Raw genomic sequence first — 14,691 nt, 5'->3', positions numbered from 1 at the left:
AAAGCGGTCCGCCTGTGTAGCGGGAAGCCGACTGCAATCAAAGCGCAACCGTGCTGAACGGGGGCCGAACGGCGGACGGGAAAAGGCGGGCGGCACGGCCCGCCAGCCCAACAGCCGTCCACGCTGGGCCAAGTTGAGGCGCACGCCCCGCCCTCACCCCAGAATGGCGGCAATATCCATCGGTCGCCCATCCCGCCGCAGTTCGACGGTCACACGCGGATCGACCCCGCCCCGTCCACGTCCCGCTCGGCCCAGCACCGCACCCGCCTCGACCCGCTGGCCTGCCCGGACCGCGATGCCGCCCAGGCCGGTGACCAGGCTTGTCCAACCCGCACCGTGATTGAGGATGACGATCCCGCCATAGCCCCGGAACGGCGCGGCATAGCGGACCTCGCCAGCGGCGGGAGCGACCACGGACGCATGGGGGACGGTGGTCAGGGTGATGCCCCGCGCCCGCACGCCCGAATCCGAAATCTCGCCAAAGCCGCCCGCAACCTGTCCTGCGACCGGCAGGCGATAGGCGCCTGCCGCGATCGCCGGGCCCGCTACGCCGGGCGCGAGCGGCCGAGCCACCGGCCCCGCCAGAGCGCGCAATTCGCTTTCGGTCGCACGGGCTTCGCCGCGTTCGGCCATGCGGTCGACGATGTCGCGCGCCGCCTCGCCCAATGCCAGGGCGCGGTTCGACTCGTCCACCGCCACCTGCCCCAGCGCATCGGCGCGCCCGCGATGACCGGCCTCCAGCCGCGCCAATGCCTGACGTTCGCCCTCCAGCTTGGTCGTGGTCGCCGCCAGCGCGCGGGCGGCCAGTGCGGCCTGGGCCCGCACGCGCCGGGTCGCGGCCAGTTCGGCCCGCACCGCCGCCGACCGCGCAGCGATGACCGGAGAAATGGTTCCGAAGATCGCCCGGACATGGGCCAGATCGGCGATCGAACCGGGCTGCGCCACCGCCGCGACCGGAGGACGCGCCGCCATGCTCTGCATCGCCGCCAAGAGATGCGCGAGCGGGGCCTGCGCCTCCGCCAGTCGCGCCCGTTGCTGCGCCAGAAGGCTGGCGACGAGATCGACCCGCGCGCGCGCCGCCGTCACGTCCGCCTCCGCCGCCGCGACTCGGGCGGCCATGGCGCGCTCCTTGGCCTGGGCGATCGCGGCGGCATCACGCTCCGCGCCCGCCTGTCGCTCCAGCGCCTGCGCCCGCGCGCGCGCCGCCGCCGCGCCCGTGCGGGCATCGGCCAGCCGTCGCTGATCGCCCGCAATATCGGTCGCGCCGAGCAGCAGCAGAGCCGCCAGCGCCATTCCGCTACGCCAGCCGCCCGCCATGCTCACCCCTCGCGGTGGTAGGGGTGGTTGGCCAGGATGCTGGTCGCGCGGAACAATTGTTCGGCGAGCATCGCGCGCGCCATCATGTGCGGCCAGGTCGCGCGGCCATAGGAAATGAGCAGGTCGGCACGCGCCCGATCGGCATCCTCGAACCCGTCCGCCGCGCCGATCATGAAGCGGCATTCGCGCACGCCATCGTCACGCCAGCGCTCGAGTCGCTTGGCGAAATCCATCGAGGACAGATTCTCGCCCTTTTCGTCCATCAGGACGAGACGCGCCTGCCCCTCCAGCGGTGGAACCTTGCCGCCGGTGTCGGGCAGTTCGGTGATCTTGGTCGGCCAGCCAATCCGCTTGAGATAGCGATCGACCAGCTCGGCCTCGGGCGAACGGCCGATCCGCCCGCGCGCGACGATATGCAGCAGCACGGGCGGGCTCTAAAGCGTCAGAGCTGGCGGTCGGCGGGACTCGGCATCGGGTTGCCGGCTCCGCCGGTTGGCGGAGTCGGCGCGTCGCCGAACGCCCACATACGTTCCAGATTATAGAAGGTGCGGACCTCGGGCCGGAACAGGTGGACGATCACGTCATTGGCGTCGATCAGCACCCAGTCGGCGGTCGGCAGACCTTCGATCCGCACCGAACGGCCGAACTCCGCCTTGATCTTCTCGGCGAGCTTCATCGCCATCGAGGCGACCTGCCGGGTCGAACGACCGCTGGCGATCACCATAAAGTCTGCGATCGACGACTTGCCCGCGAGCGGGATCGAAATCGTCTCCACCGCCTGGTCGTCGTCGAGCGAGGCGAGAATGAGGCGGTGCAGCGCCTCCACCTCAGCAGGATCGGACGGACGCGGCGATTGTGGGGAAGTGGCCAAGTGAGCTCCTGTTCAGGGGACGTTTCGGCCCATATGCCGAAACCAGTCCGGATCGCGGGCCCGAAGGCCCGTGGCGGAAGTCGGGTCGGGGCGGAAGCGCAACAGCACGAAGGCCGGCAAACTCCACATCGTCCAGTTCTTCGCCTGGTCCGGACGCCTCTGGAAACGCCTGAACCAGCCCAGCGCGGGTGTCGCGTGGGCGGCGGCATTGTACCCCGGACGGCCGATAACCGCAATCGGGATCGCGCGCGCAATCGATCGCCATCCGCGCCAGCGGTGAAATTGTTCCAGATTATCCTCGCCCATCAACCAGATGAAGCGATGGCCGGGGTAGCGGCGGGTGATCGCGCGCACCGTGTCCAACGTATAGCGGGTGTGCAGTTCCTGCTCGATCGCGCTGGCCCGGATCGGCGCGCGCCGAGCCATCCGCCGGGCCGATGCCAGCCGCGCGGCAAAGGGCGCCATGTCCCCCGCCCCATCCTTCAACGGATTGCCGGGGGAGACCAGCCACCACACTTCGTCGAGGTCGAGCGCGCGCATCGCGTCCAGCGTGATGCGGCGATGGCCACCATGCGCGGGATTGAACGACCCGCCGAGCAGGCCGATTTTCATCCTCGGATCTGGCCCCGCCCTCGCCCGATCCATTTATAGGTCGTCAGCCCCTCAAGGGCGACCGGCCCACGCGCATGGAGCCGCCCGGTGGCGATGCCGATCTCCGCGCCCAGTCCGAATTCGCTCCCGTCCGCGAACTGGGTCGAGGCGTTCCACAGCACGATGGCGCTGTCGACCTCGGCCAGGAAGCGCTCGGCCAGGGCCTCGTCCTCCGCAACGATCGCGTCGGTGTGGTGCGATCCGTGCGCGGCAATATGCGCCATCGCACCGTCCAGCCCATCGACCAGCGCGACGCTGGCGATCGCGTCGAGATATTCGGTGTCCCAATCCTCGGGCGTGGCGGACTCCAGTCCAGGAACGATCTCGCGCACATCGTCGTCGGCGCGCACCGTGCAACCGACATCGACCAGGGCCGCGACCAGTTCGGCGGGGTGGCAATAAGCGCGGTCGATCAGCAACGTCTCCATCGCCCCGCAAATGCCGGTACGGCGCATCTTGGCGTCGCGCACGATACGCGTCGCCATCGCATGATCGGCGGATCCATCGACATAGACATGGTTGATCCCGTCGAGATGCGCGAGCACCGGCACCTTCGCCTCGGCCTGTACCCGCGCGACCAGGCTCTTGCCGCCGCGCGGGATCAGCAGGTCGATCAGCCCATCCGCCGCCAGCATCGCGCCCACCGCCGCACGGTCGGTGGTCGGGACCAGTTGCACCGCGTCCGCCGGACCGCCCGCCGCCGTCCAGCCCTCGACAAAGGCGGCATGAAGCGCCCGATTGCTATGAACCGCTTCCGAGCCGCCACGCAGGATCGCGGCATTGCCCGCCATCGCGCACAGCGCGGCGGCATCGATGGTGACATTGGGGCGGCTCTCATAGACGATACCGATCACCCCGACCGGCACGCGGACGCGGGACAGGTTCAATCCGTTGGGCCGGGTCCGCTCATCGATCCGCTCGCCCACCGGATCGGGCAGCGCCGCGACGGCCTCGACACCGGACACCACGCCCGCAATCCGCGCCTCGTCCAGCTTCAGCCGATCGAGCATGGCGGGAGAAAGGCCGTTGGCGGCGCCGGCCGCCATGTCGCGCGCATTGGCATGGAGGATGTTCGGAGTCGCCGCTAGGATCGCCTGCGCACCCGCCCGCAGCGCAGCGGCCTTAGCGGCGGTCGGCATCTGCGCCAGCGTCCCGGCGGCGGAACGCGCGCGGCGTCCCATATCGGCGATCAGGGCGGCTATGTCGTGATGGTCGGCCATGACGGGTTCGCTATCACGGTCGGGGCGGGCGCGCCAAAACAAGATTCTTGGCAGGCTGCAAGCACAGATGCCCGGCCCGCACGCACGCCCCCCCCTCGCCGGGGTCAGCGCGCGCCACAAAGAAAAACCCCGGCGCGACCAAGGCACCGGGGTTTTCCATCATTATCATCACGCCCGGAGCATCGATACCCCGAGTCGCATCCGATCACTTGGGCGCGAGCACCATCAGCATCTGGCGGCCTTCCATGCGCGGATAGGCTTCGACCTTGGCAACCTCGGCCACCTGCTCGGCGACGCGCTGGAGCACGTTCATGCCGAGCTGGCCATGGCTCAGCTCGCGGCCACGGAAGCGCATGGTGACCTTCACCTTGTCGCCCTCGCCAATGAATTCGACCACCTTCTTCATCTTGGTGTCGTAATCATGGTCGTCGATGTTCGGACGCATCTTGATCTCCTTGATCTCCTGCGTCTTCTGCGACTTGCGGGCGAGGTTCGCCTTCTTCTGCGCCTCGTACTTATATTTGCCGACGTCGAGGAACTTGGCGACGGGCGGATCGGCGTTGGGCGACACTTCGACCAGGTCGAGGCCGAGCTCCTGGGCCTGCGCCATCGCCTCGCGCGTGTACATCACGCCAAGGTTCTCGCCCTCATGGTCGATCACGCGAACCTTGGGGCTTTGAATCCACTCGTTGAACCGAGGACCGTTCATCGGCGGCGCCTGCATCGGACGGCGCATCATGGGAGGACGTATGGGTATTTCTCCTGTGGCAATTACGATTTCAATATAAGCGATCGGGCACAAATTTGAAAGGGCGAGACAAACGTCCCGCCCTTTCCTTTAGCTTATGAGGATTCAGCCGCGCAGATCGGGCGGGGTCGCCTCGGCTCGCAGCATGGCGATGGCCTCGTCCAGCGTCATCACCTCCTGCGCCTGGCTGCCCAGACGGCGGACGGCGACCTTGCCCTCCTCGGCCTCGCGCTTGCCGACGACCAGCAGCACGGGGACCTTGGCGACCGAGTGTTCGCGCACCTTGTAGTTGATCTTCTCGTTGCGCAGATCGGTCTCGACGCGGATGCCCGCCGCCGCCAGCTTGGCCGCCGCCTCTTCCGCATAGCCGTCGGCATCCGACACGATCGTCGCGATCACCGCCTGCACCGGCGCGAGCCAGACGGGGAAGCGGCCTGCATAATGCTCGATCAGGATGCCGATGAACCGCTCATAGGAGCCGAAGATCGCGCGGTGGAGCATGATCGGGCGGTGCCGCTCGCCATCCTCGCCGATGTACGACGCGTCGAGTCGTTCGGGCAGGACCCGATCGGACTGGATGGTGCCGACCTGCCAGGTCCGGCCGATCGCGTCGGTCAGGTGCCATTCCAACTTGGGCGCATAGAAAGCCCCCTCGCCCGGCAGTTCTTCCCAGCCATAGGCTTCCGTGGCGAGCCCCGCCGCGACGACCGCGTTGCGCAGCTCCTCTTCGGCCTGGTCCCACATTTCCTCGGTGCCGAAGCGCTTTTCGGGACGCAGCGCCAGCTTGATCGAATAGGTGAAGCCGAAATCCTTGTAGATCCGGTCCGCCAGTTCGCAAAAGGCGCGGACTTCCTCGACGATCTGGTCCTCGCGGCAGAAGATATGCGCGTCGTCCTGGGTGAACTGGCGCACGCGCATCAGGCCGTGCAGCGCGCCGTGCGGCTCGTTGCGGTGGCAGCAGCCATTCTCATAAAGGCGCAGCGGCAGGTCGCGATACGACTTGATCCCCTGGCGGAAGATCAGGACGTGCGCCGGGCAGTTCATCGGCTTCAGCGCCATCCACTGCGCATCGTCCGACACCAGCGGGCCCTCGTCCTCGGTGTTGGGCACTTCGTCGGGGATGACGAACATATTCTCGCGATATTTGCCCCAATGGCCCGACTGCTCCCACTGGCGCGCGTCCATCACCTGCGGGGTCTTGACCTCGCGGTAGCCGGTCGAGTCGATCGCACGGCGCATATAGGCCTCCAGCTCGCGCCAGATGCGATAGCCCTTGGGATGCCAGAAGACCGAGCCATGCGCCTCCTGCTGGAGGTGGAACAGGTCCATCTCATTGCCCAGCTTGCGATGGTCGCGCTTGGCGGCCTCTTCCAGACGCGTCAGATGCTCGGCCAGCTGCTTTTTGTTGAGCCAGCCGGTGCCGTAGATGCGGCTCAGCATCGCGTTCTTCTGGTCGCCGCGCCAATAGGCGCCCGACACGCGGGTCAGCTTGAAGGCGTTGGGATCGAGCTTGCCGGTCGAAGCCAGATGCGGCCCCCGGCACATGTCGAGCCAGGCATCCTCGCCCTTGCCGGCGCGATAGACGGTCAGTTCCTCGGTGTCGGGTAGTTCGGCGGCCCATTCGGCCTTGAAGCTCTCGCCCTGCGCGGTCCAGCGCTCGATCAGCTGCTCGCGGGTCCAGACCTCGCGGATCAGCGGCTCGTCCTTGGCGATAATCTTGCGCATCTCGGCTTCGATCGCGGGCAGGTCCTCCTCGGTGAAGGGGCGATCCTTGGGGGCGAAGTCGTAATAGAAGCCATCGTCGGTCGCCGGACCGAAGGTGATCTGCGTTCCGGGGAACAGCGCCTGCACCGCCTCGGCCAGCACATGCGCATAATCGTGGCGCGCGAGTTCGAGCGCGTCGGCTTCGTCCTTCGCAGTCACCAGCGCCAGCGCGGAGTCGCCCTCGAACGGGCGCATGATGTCGCGCAGCTCACCATCGACGCGCGCGGCGATCGCCGCCTTGGCCAGACCCGGTCCGATCGCGGCGGCAATGTCCGCGGGAGTAGTTCCGGGCGCGACCTCACGGACGGAACCGTCGGGCAGCGTGATACGGAACATCGCGGACATGGATACTCTCTTCGATAAGGATAGGTGACGCACCGGCGGAGCCCGGCGCGGGGGCGCTCTATAGGGGAGAATGGCCGCGAGGTATATGGGGTGGCTGAGCGCCTATTGCACGCGGACGGCGGGCAGCATTTCCAGCGCCGGCCGGGCATACCAAAAGCCCTGGTGATAGCGCACACCCAGTTCGACCAGCGCGGCGGCCTCGGCCTCGGTTTCGATCCCTTCGGCGATCAGCAACGTGTCGAGTTCGCGGCACATGCCGACGATCGACCGGACGATCGCGCGCCGCCGCGCGTCGCTGTCAATGTCGCGCACCAGGGCCATGTCCAGCTTCACCTCGTCCGGGGCGAAGCGGACGAACCGGTCGAGCCCCGAATGCCCCGACCCGAAATCGTCGATCGCGACCGAAAAGCCGATCTGCTTATAGGTGTCGATGATCGAGGCGACGTGATCGGGCGAGCCCATTTCCTCGTTTTCGGTGAATTCGAAGATCAGGCGATCGATCGGCAAACCTTCGGCCTGGGCAGTACGCAGCGTCAACTGGATACAGGCCATCGGCGAATAGACGGCATTGGGCAGGAAGTTGATCGACAGTTTCGCATCAGCCGCCATGATCCCCGCGGCCATCGCCGTTTCGATCGCCTTGACCCGGCATGCCTGGTCGAACGAGTAGCGATTGGCCTCGTTCACCTGCGACAAGATGCTATAGGCGCTTGCGCCATCGGTGCCCCGGATCAGCGCTTCATAGGCGAAGGGGCGGCCGGTCGTCGTATCGACGATCGGCTGGAACGCCATCGCGAACGGGATCTCGAAATCGACACCGTCGCGGCATCCGCTGCATATTTTGCGCATTTCCATTCGGTTATCATAGAACCCAATGGTTAACGCCATTCCCCCTGGCAAAAGAAAAGGGCGGCGCCGGCCCGTCACCGACGCCGCCCCAGCCGGTCAGCGCCCGCCGCTATGACTGGCCTGCCCGCCCTTGGAGCCGGCTTCCGCCGCGCGCTCGGGGTCGTTCTTGAAGTTGCCGCCGCTTTCCTGACCGCCCTTGCGCCCGGCTTCGGAGGCCTTTTCGCGATCATTGGCAAAATTGCCCGGATTATTCTCGCGGCCGCCGCCGCCATTGCTGTCTGCCACTTTATCTCTCCTACTGCGCCCCCGGGCGGAAAGACGAAGCGACAGGACCTCAAGTTTCTAAAATTGCGTCAATAATAATATTCTGCATAACCGATGGATCATAATCTGATTTATGGACCGAAGCGGCAGCATGGATGCACCGCTTTACCCATATCATTATCGTCCGAAGACAAGAACGCACCGCTACATCACAAATATGGGACGACCATTGGCCGACCTCATGCAAGCGAGGATGGGATCACTGATCGATTGCGTAAGCCGCCATCAACCGGACATTCGTCTCGATCGGTTGCGGCGCCAAGTCGACCCGGATCGGGGCAGGAGGCGCAGGTGGTGCCGGTGGTGCCGGTGGCGCCGAGGGATAACCCGTTACGGCTTCCGGTGGGAGCATCTCGATCATGACTTCACGGTACTCGCTATCCTGCACGCGGATCAGCGGCCCCAACTTGCTGCCCGACCCCTCGGCGATCAGCGTCGCCTGCGTCCTGGCATTGGCCAGCGCGGCACGCATCGCCTGTTGCCGTGCGGTGGCATCGTTGCCCAGCCAGAACCGCGCAATGCTCGCCTGCAATCCGCCCAGACGTCCGATGAGGCCAACCAGCGTGCCCGCATCGGCAACGCGCGGCGTGACGACCGACACCGGCATCGTCGCGACATAGCCCAGGATCGCACATGGCCCGGTCGAGAGCTGTGGCGGACCATAGGAACTGGCATTGCATTCCCGCGAGCGGACCGGCGCGATGTCGAATTGCGACGCCCGAAACTCGACCGCACCGCGCAGCAGGCCTTGAACCCCGGCACGAATGGCCTGTGCCTGATCCCGCAGTTTGGCGGTCGCCTCGTCGGAGGTCACCCCCTCGCCGCGCACCATATAGCCGACCGTCACCCGGTCGGGCGGCGTACGCGCCGTACCCAAGGCTGACACCAGAATCTGGCGCGGCGGAAGTGCTTGCGTCTGCGCCAGTGCGCTCGTCGCCGACAGGCCCAGCAATCCGGCGAACAACGACGTTCTCATGGCCTTCCCCTCACACGATCCCGAACGGGACCAGATGATTGTCCTGGATATGCCCGACCCGAGCCCGCCCCAGATAGGGCACGCCCATCTCGCCGCACCAGCGCTGGATCATGAACTCCAGAGTCTCGCCCCATTCCGGGTCGTTGTCCTGTACGTTGCTGACCGCGCCCAGACGCACGCCCGCGACGCCCTTCAACTGGGTGGCATTGGCCATGGTGAACAGCATCCGGTCCACCGCATACATATGCTCGGACACTTCCTCGATGATCAGGACATGGTCGGTCAGGTCGGGTAGCCAGGGCGTGCCGATCAGCGCATGGAGGATCGACAGGTTGAACGCCGCCGCCGGGCGTTCATCGAGGCCGGGCTCCAGCCCCTGCCGGTCGCCGCCGGTCAGCCAGCCGAGCGAGCGCGCCACCGTCACGTCGCCGCCTTTGCGCCTGATGTCGCTCGCCATCGGCCCGTGCACCGGCCGCCCGATCCGCCGCGCGTACAGCGCCGCCAGCACGAAGCCGAGATCCGAGTAGCCGATATAGGTCTTGTGCCCCGCCGCCGCGTTCAGGTTCGGCATGACCCGCGACAGGATGCGGTTCGATCCATAGCCGCCGCGCAGGAACCAGATCGCGTCGATCCCGGGATCATTGGCGAATTCCAGAAAGGCCGAGGCGCGGCGCTCGTCACTGCCGGCGAAATGCCCGTCCTGTTCATAGCATTGCGGGTGAAAGACCAGGTCGACGTCGGGATAGGCGATCGCGGCGAACGCGCTGACCGGCGCTTCGGCGGCGGGGTTGCCGATGCTGGCGGGCGCCAGGATTCCGATCTTCATGTGCGCGCATTCCTCCGATCGGTCACCCGGCCGGGCATTGCCCTGCACGGCATATTTCCCGATAGCGTGTGCCGATGGACAACGGCAATTCCTGTTTTCTGGTGGGCATCGGCGGATCGGGGATGATGCCGCTTGCCATGATCTTGCGCGCACGGGGCTGGACGGTCGCGGGCTCCGACCGTGGGCTGGACCAGGGGCGGGTCGCGGCCAAGTTCGATGCGCTGCGCGCCGCCGGGATCGCGCTCTACCCCCAGGACGGATCGGGCGTGACCTCCGCCGATCAACTCGTCATCGCCTCCGCCGCGGTCGAGGAGACGGTGCCCGACATCGTCGCCGCCAACCGGCTGGGCTGTCCGCGCGCCAGCCGCGCCCGGATGCTGGCGAGCCTGTTCAACGAAAGCCGCCTGCCCATCGGCGTGGCGGGGACCAGCGGCAAGTCGACCGTCACCGGCATGATCGCCTTCATCCTGCACGAGACGGGCCGCGATCCGACCGCGATGAACGGCGCGGTGATGAAGGATTTCGTCTCGCCCGACAGCCCCTTTGCCAGCGCCCTGGTCGGCGGCGGCGAGGCGTTCGTCAGCGAGGTGGACGAAAGCGACGGTTCGATCGCAATCTACGACCCGGCGATCGCGGTGCTGAACAATGTCAGCCTCGACCATAAGTCGCTGGAGGAATTGCGGGCCCTGTTCGGCGGGTTCGCGTCGCGTGCGCGCCATGTCGTCGCCAATGCGGGGGATGCGGAGACGGCGGCGCTGCTGGCCGACCTGCCCAACCTCACCACCTTCGCGGTCGAGGGCGCGGCCGACCTGGTGGCAGAGGCACTGAAGCCCGAACCCTTCGCCATCGGCTTCGACCTGGTGACCGGCGGTGCGGGCTATCATGTGCGGCTGTCGGTGCCGGGTCGCCACAATGTCTCCAATGCGCTGGCCGCGATCGGGGCGAGCGTGGCGGCGGGCGTGCCCCTGATCGACGCGATCCGCACGGTCGAGCGCTTCACCGGGCTCAAGCGGCGGTTCGAGAAGGTGGGCGAGGCGAACGGCGTGACCGTGATCGACGATTTCGGCCACAACCCCGACAAGATCGCCGCGACGCTCGATACGCTTCACGCCTTTCCGGGCCGCTTGCTGATGCTGTTCCAGCCGCATGGCTATGGCCCGCTCAAGGTCATGCGGCATGAGCTGGTCGACAGCATCGCCACACGGATGAGGCCCGGCGACGTGCTCGCGATGCCCGACCCCGCCTATTTCGGCGGCACTGTCGCGCGCGAGGTGACCAGCGCCCACATCGTCGCCGATCTGCGGGAGCGCGGGGCCGATGCGCGTCATATCGCCGACCGGACGGCGGCGGCGGATGCGCTGGTCGCGGAGGCGCGCTCCGGCGACCGCATCATCGTGATGGGTGCGCGGGACGATACGCTCAGCCTGCTGGCGCAGGACATGGTGGAGAGGCTGGCCACGACATAGAAACACCAAACGTAAAGGACGCTTGACGTAAAGCGAGCTTTCCATGTAAAGTCTCCTTCACATTCGAAGGAGGTTCGCCATGCCTGCATTGTCCGCCAAACGCCGTTATCAGCGTCGGGTCATCGTCCTCGCCCTCATCTATGTCGCGTTGCTGTTTCAGGCTGTTTATCTGCTGAATCGGCATCTGGTCGAAGGGGCGGCGGCCTATGCGGTGGGCATTCTGCCCGCGCTGCCCGTGGTCGGTTTCTTCGGGGCGATCGGCCTGTTCCTGACCGAGGAGCGCGACGAATATCAGCGGATGCTGCTGGTTCGGCAGTCGCTGGTCGCGACCGGGCTTGCGATGACAGGCGCGACGTTGTGGGGCTTTCTGGAGGGGTTCGAGCTGCTGCCGCATCTGGTCGGCTATGCCTGGCCGATCCTGTGGTTCGGCGGTCTCGGGCTGGGAGCGTGCGTCAACCGGTTCGCCGAAGGTCGGGCGGAATGAACAACCATCTCCGCGCCCTCCGTGCCGAAAAGGGCTGGAGCCAGCAGGATCTGGCCGAGCGACTCGAGGTCAGCCGCCAGAGCGTCAACGCGATCGAGACCGGACGCTATGACCCCTCCCTCCCCCTGGCCTTCAGGATCGCCGAACTGTTCGGACTGGCGATCGAGGAGATTTTCATCAGCCCCTCGCGCGGCTGACCATCGGCGGTTTGGCCAATCCCCATCGCCGTGATAGGATCGGTGCGAACAGTCATTGGAGAGCCTCGATCATGTTCCATCGCCTGTTTACCGAGCATCCCGAAAGCGTCGGCGAGAGCTATGCCGAGCATTTCGGAGTCGCGGCGCGGTTCGGCGCGATCATGATCGTCGGCGGGCTGGGCGCGTTGGTCCATGCCGTCGTGCCGGGGCTGTGCACCACGACCGGCAGCGACACGATCGCGCGGCTGCATGCCGAGATGGTCGCCAAGCGGCGTAAACAGCAAGCGGCGCAGACCCAGATGAAAAGCGTGGAATATGTGATCTGAGGGGCGCCTCACTCCCCCCTCCGTTCAGCCTGAGCACAGTCGAAGGCCACACCTGACCCCGAAGACGCATCGGTTGCGAGGGACTGGCAGTCCTCGCCACGCGACACAAAAGCTTTCCCGGACAAGGCCCTTCACCGCTCGACGTGGGCGATATGGCCATGAAGCCGCTCGGATGAATGCGCGGGACATGGCCTTCGACTTTGCTCAGGCGGAACGGCGGTGGGGATCGTGCCGGTTTCAATCCCGGCGGTGCCATCCTAAATCCCGGTCATGACCGACACCCGAGCGTCCCGCCCCAACCTCGCCTATCACTGGACCGAGGGCACCGGCCCCGCCATCGTCTTCCTGCCCGGCTATGCCTCGGACATGCAAGGGTCGAAGGCGCTGGCGCTGGAGGCCTGGGCACGTGCGGAGGGCCGCGCCTTTCTGCGATTCGACTATGGCGGCTGCGGCCAGTCGGAGGGGGCGTTCGAGGATCAGGCGCTGGCGGATTGGCGCGACGACGTGCTGGCCATGCTCGACGATGTGGTGAAGGGTCCGGCGGTGCTGGTCGGATCCTCGATGGGGGGCTGGTTGATGCTGCTGGCCGCGCGCGCCCGGCCCGAACAGGTCAAGGCCTTGGTCGGCATCGCGCCCGCGCCCGATTTCACCGAGTGGGGATTTTCGACCGAGGAGAAGATGGCGATCCTCCAGGCCGGTCGGCTGGAGCGCCCCAATCCCTATGGCCCCGCCCCCACCGTCTATACCCGCCGCTTCTGGTCGTCGGGGGAGGCCAACCGCCTGACCTTCGGACCGATCGCGTTCGACGGACCGGTCCGGCTGTTGCAGGGCATGCAGGACAGCGATGTGCCATGGCACCGCACCACCCATCTGGCGCAGCTTTTCCGTTCAGCCGATGTGCAGACTCTGTTGATCAAGGACGGCGATCACCGCCTGTCGCGTGATGGCGACATCGCGCTGTTGATCCGCGCCGTGGAGGAAGTGTCGAGCCGCCTATGATCCTGTTCCCCCTCGCGCTCGCCGCCGCCGTCCAGACGGCCCCCAAAGCCAGCACCGGGCCGCTGCCCAAACCGACCGCCCCAGCCGCTTCGCTGCCCGACGATCCGCGCGAGGCCCGTTATGAGCGCTGCGTCGCCATGGCCGAGCGCAGCCCCGCCGCCGCGCGGTTGGAGGCGGGAAGCTGGACGCTGGCCGGCGGCGGCTATTTCGCGCAGCAGTGCCTGGGACTAGCCTATACCACCGAGCGGCAATGGCCGGCGGCGGCCAATGCGTTCGAACAGGCGGCCCGCGCCGCCGAAATCGCACATGACGTCCGCGCCGCCAATTACTGGGCGCAGGCGGGCAATGCCTTTCTGGCGGCGGGCGACGCGACCAAGGCGCGCGCGGCGCTGGATGCGGCCCTGGCCTCGGGCGACCTGACCGGCTTTGCGCGCGGCGAGGCGCAGCTCGACCGCGCCCGTGCGCTGGTTGCGGCGGGCAATCCCGGGGCGGCGCGGGTCGATCTGGACGCCGCGCTGGTCAGCGCCCCGGCCGATCCGCTCGCCTGGCTGTTGTCGGCGACGCTGGCGCGGCGGATGAAGGATTTGCCCCGCGCGCAAAAGGACATCGCCCAGGCGCTGGCCCGCTCCGCCGACGACCCCAGCGTCCAGTTGGAGGCGGGCAATATCGCCGCCACCGCCGGGGACGAGGCAGGCGCGCGAAAGGCGTGGAGCGAAGCCGCCCGGCTCGCCCCGCCCGACAGCCCGATCCGCGCCGAAACCGCCAAGGCGCTGGCGCAATTCCCGTCGCGTTGACCTTATCGCAGGTCAAGGCCGCCCGGAGTCATGCGGGCTAGGATGACGATCAATCAGGGGCGATCATCGAGGTCCGTACCCGCCGACCCGCCCCCCGCGCCACAGCCAGGAGCTTTCATGCGCTATCTTCACACCATGATCCGCGTCAGCGACCTCGACGCGAGCATCCGCTTCTTCGACCTTTTGGGACTGAAGGAGGTTCGCCGCATCGACAATGAGGCCGGACGCTTCTCGCTGATCTTCCTGGCCGCGCCCGGCGACGAAGGGCGCGCCGAGGTCGAACTGACGCATAATTGGGATCCCGAAATCTATACCGGCGGACGCAATTTCGGCCATCTCGCCTATCGCATCGACAATATCTACGAGACGTGCCAGCGTTTGATGGACGCCGGGGTGACGATCAACCGCCCGCCGCGCGACGGGCATATGGCCTTCGTCAAGACGCCCGACGGCATCTCGATCGAACTGCTGCAAGACGGTGCGCTGCCTCCGGCCGAACCTTGGGTCTCGATGCCGAACGTCGGAAGCTGGTAA

18 protein-coding genes are annotated in these 14,691 nt (G+C 66.9%); 7 read left to right on the top strand and 11 right to left on the bottom strand.

Going from position 1 to position 14,691, the window contains the following annotated elements; translation table 11 throughout:
• Positions 1 to 153: 153 nt before the first annotated feature.
• From ACWPWT_RS07650 to ACWPWT_RS07600, 11 genes are all read right to left on the bottom strand, one after another.
• Positions 154 to 1,317, bottom strand: a complete 1,164-nt coding sequence (locus tag ACWPWT_RS07650; protein ID WP_454279197.1) for a murein hydrolase activator EnvC family protein — start codon at positions 1,315 to 1,317, stop codon at positions 154 to 156.
• 2 nt (positions 1,318 to 1,319) lie between these two features.
• Positions 1,320 to 1,742 (bottom strand): 23S rRNA (pseudouridine(1915)-N(3))-methyltransferase RlmH, encoded by a 423-nt coding sequence (locus tag ACWPWT_RS07645; protein ID WP_454279196.1) that lies wholly within the window; start codon positions 1,740 to 1,742, stop codon positions 1,320 to 1,322.
• Between the two features lie 17 nt (positions 1,743 to 1,759).
• Positions 1,760 to 2,188, bottom strand: a complete 429-nt coding sequence (gene rsfS / locus ACWPWT_RS07640) for a ribosome silencing factor (RefSeq protein ID WP_261268892.1) — start codon at positions 2,186 to 2,188, stop codon at positions 1,760 to 1,762.
• A 12-nt stretch (positions 2,189 to 2,200) separates the two neighbouring features.
• Positions 2,201 to 2,800 carry a nicotinate-nucleotide adenylyltransferase gene (locus tag ACWPWT_RS07635; protein ID WP_454279195.1) on the bottom strand — a complete coding sequence of 200 codons (600 nt, stop codon included), beginning with the start codon at positions 2,798 to 2,800 and terminating at the stop codon, positions 2,201 to 2,203.
• Positions 2,797 to 4,059 (bottom strand): glutamate-5-semialdehyde dehydrogenase, encoded by a 1,263-nt coding sequence (locus ACWPWT_RS07630; RefSeq protein ID WP_454279194.1) that lies wholly within the window; start codon positions 4,057 to 4,059, stop codon positions 2,797 to 2,799. The genes ACWPWT_RS07635 and ACWPWT_RS07630 overlap by 4 nt, the downstream gene beginning before the upstream one ends.
• Positions 4,060 to 4,264: 205 nt before the next feature.
• Complete coding sequence (gene infC / locus ACWPWT_RS07625; RefSeq protein ID WP_037569087.1) at positions 4,265 to 4,798, bottom strand: translation initiation factor IF-3; 534 nt, start codon at positions 4,796 to 4,798, stop codon at positions 4,265 to 4,267.
• Positions 4,799 to 4,912: 114 nt separating this feature from the next.
• The gene (thrS, locus tag ACWPWT_RS07620) at positions 4,913 to 6,916 is read right to left on the bottom strand and encodes a threonine--tRNA ligase (RefSeq protein WP_454279193.1); all 2,004 of its coding nucleotides are present in this window, start codon (positions 6,914 to 6,916) and stop codon (positions 4,913 to 4,915) included.
• Positions 6,917 to 7,018: 102 nt separating this feature from the next.
• The gene (locus ACWPWT_RS07615) at positions 7,019 to 7,771 is read right to left on the bottom strand and encodes an EAL domain-containing protein (protein WP_454279192.1); all 753 of its coding nucleotides are present in this window, start codon (positions 7,769 to 7,771) and stop codon (positions 7,019 to 7,021) included.
• 90 nt (positions 7,772 to 7,861) lie between these two features.
• The gene (locus tag ACWPWT_RS07610; protein WP_261268887.1) at positions 7,862 to 8,050 is read right to left on the bottom strand and encodes a con-10 family general stress protein; all 189 of its coding nucleotides are present in this window, start codon (positions 8,048 to 8,050) and stop codon (positions 7,862 to 7,864) included.
• A 238-nt stretch (positions 8,051 to 8,288) separates the two neighbouring features.
• Positions 8,289 to 9,065, bottom strand: coding sequence for an SIMPL domain-containing protein (locus ACWPWT_RS07605; protein WP_261268886.1), 777 nt, complete (start codon positions 9,063 to 9,065; stop codon positions 8,289 to 8,291).
• Between the two features lie 10 nt (positions 9,066 to 9,075).
• Entirely contained in the window at positions 9,076 to 9,891 is an 816-nt protein-coding gene (locus tag ACWPWT_RS07600) for an LD-carboxypeptidase (RefSeq protein WP_261268885.1), read from the bottom strand.
• Between the two features lie 74 nt (positions 9,892 to 9,965).
• On the opposite strand from ACWPWT_RS07600, the gene ACWPWT_RS07595 reads away from it, so the two are divergent.
• The 7 genes from ACWPWT_RS07595 (at position 9,966) to ACWPWT_RS07565 (ending at position 14,691) form a co-directional block, all read left to right on the top strand.
• The gene (locus ACWPWT_RS07595; protein WP_454279191.1) at positions 9,966 to 11,357 is read left to right on the top strand and encodes a UDP-N-acetylmuramate--L-alanine ligase; all 1,392 of its coding nucleotides are present in this window, start codon (positions 9,966 to 9,968) and stop codon (positions 11,355 to 11,357) included.
• Positions 11,358 to 11,436: 79 nt separating this feature from the next.
• On the top strand, positions 11,437 to 11,841 hold the full coding sequence (locus ACWPWT_RS07590) for a hypothetical protein (protein ID WP_454279190.1): 405 nt from the start codon (positions 11,437 to 11,439) through the stop codon (positions 11,839 to 11,841).
• Positions 11,838 to 12,038 carry a helix-turn-helix transcriptional regulator gene (locus ACWPWT_RS07585; protein WP_454279189.1) on the top strand — a complete coding sequence of 67 codons (201 nt, stop codon included), beginning with the start codon at positions 11,838 to 11,840 and terminating at the stop codon, positions 12,036 to 12,038. Before ACWPWT_RS07590 ends, ACWPWT_RS07585 begins: the two co-directional genes overlap by 4 nt.
• 71 nt (positions 12,039 to 12,109) lie before the next feature.
• Positions 12,110 to 12,364 carry a DUF6356 family protein gene (locus tag ACWPWT_RS07580; RefSeq protein ID WP_454279188.1) on the top strand — a complete coding sequence of 85 codons (255 nt, stop codon included), beginning with the start codon at positions 12,110 to 12,112 and terminating at the stop codon, positions 12,362 to 12,364.
• Positions 12,365 to 12,634: 270 nt separating this feature from the next.
• The gene (locus tag ACWPWT_RS07575; protein WP_454279187.1) at positions 12,635 to 13,363 is read left to right on the top strand and encodes an alpha/beta hydrolase family protein; all 729 of its coding nucleotides are present in this window, start codon (positions 12,635 to 12,637) and stop codon (positions 13,361 to 13,363) included.
• Positions 13,360 to 14,157, top strand: a complete 798-nt coding sequence (locus tag ACWPWT_RS07570) for a tetratricopeptide repeat protein (RefSeq protein WP_454279186.1) — start codon at positions 13,360 to 13,362, stop codon at positions 14,155 to 14,157. The genes ACWPWT_RS07575 and ACWPWT_RS07570 overlap by 4 nt, the downstream gene beginning before the upstream one ends.
• A gap of 117 nt (positions 14,158 to 14,274) precedes the next feature.
• Positions 14,275 to 14,691: a VOC family protein gene (locus tag ACWPWT_RS07565; RefSeq protein ID WP_454279185.1), complete on the top strand. Its 417-nt coding sequence runs from the start codon at positions 14,275 to 14,277 to the stop codon at positions 14,689 to 14,691.

It is taken from the genome of Sphingomonas sp. Marseille-Q8236 (assembly GCF_965112005.1).
This window is presented reverse-complemented; position numbering and strand designations above follow the sequence as displayed.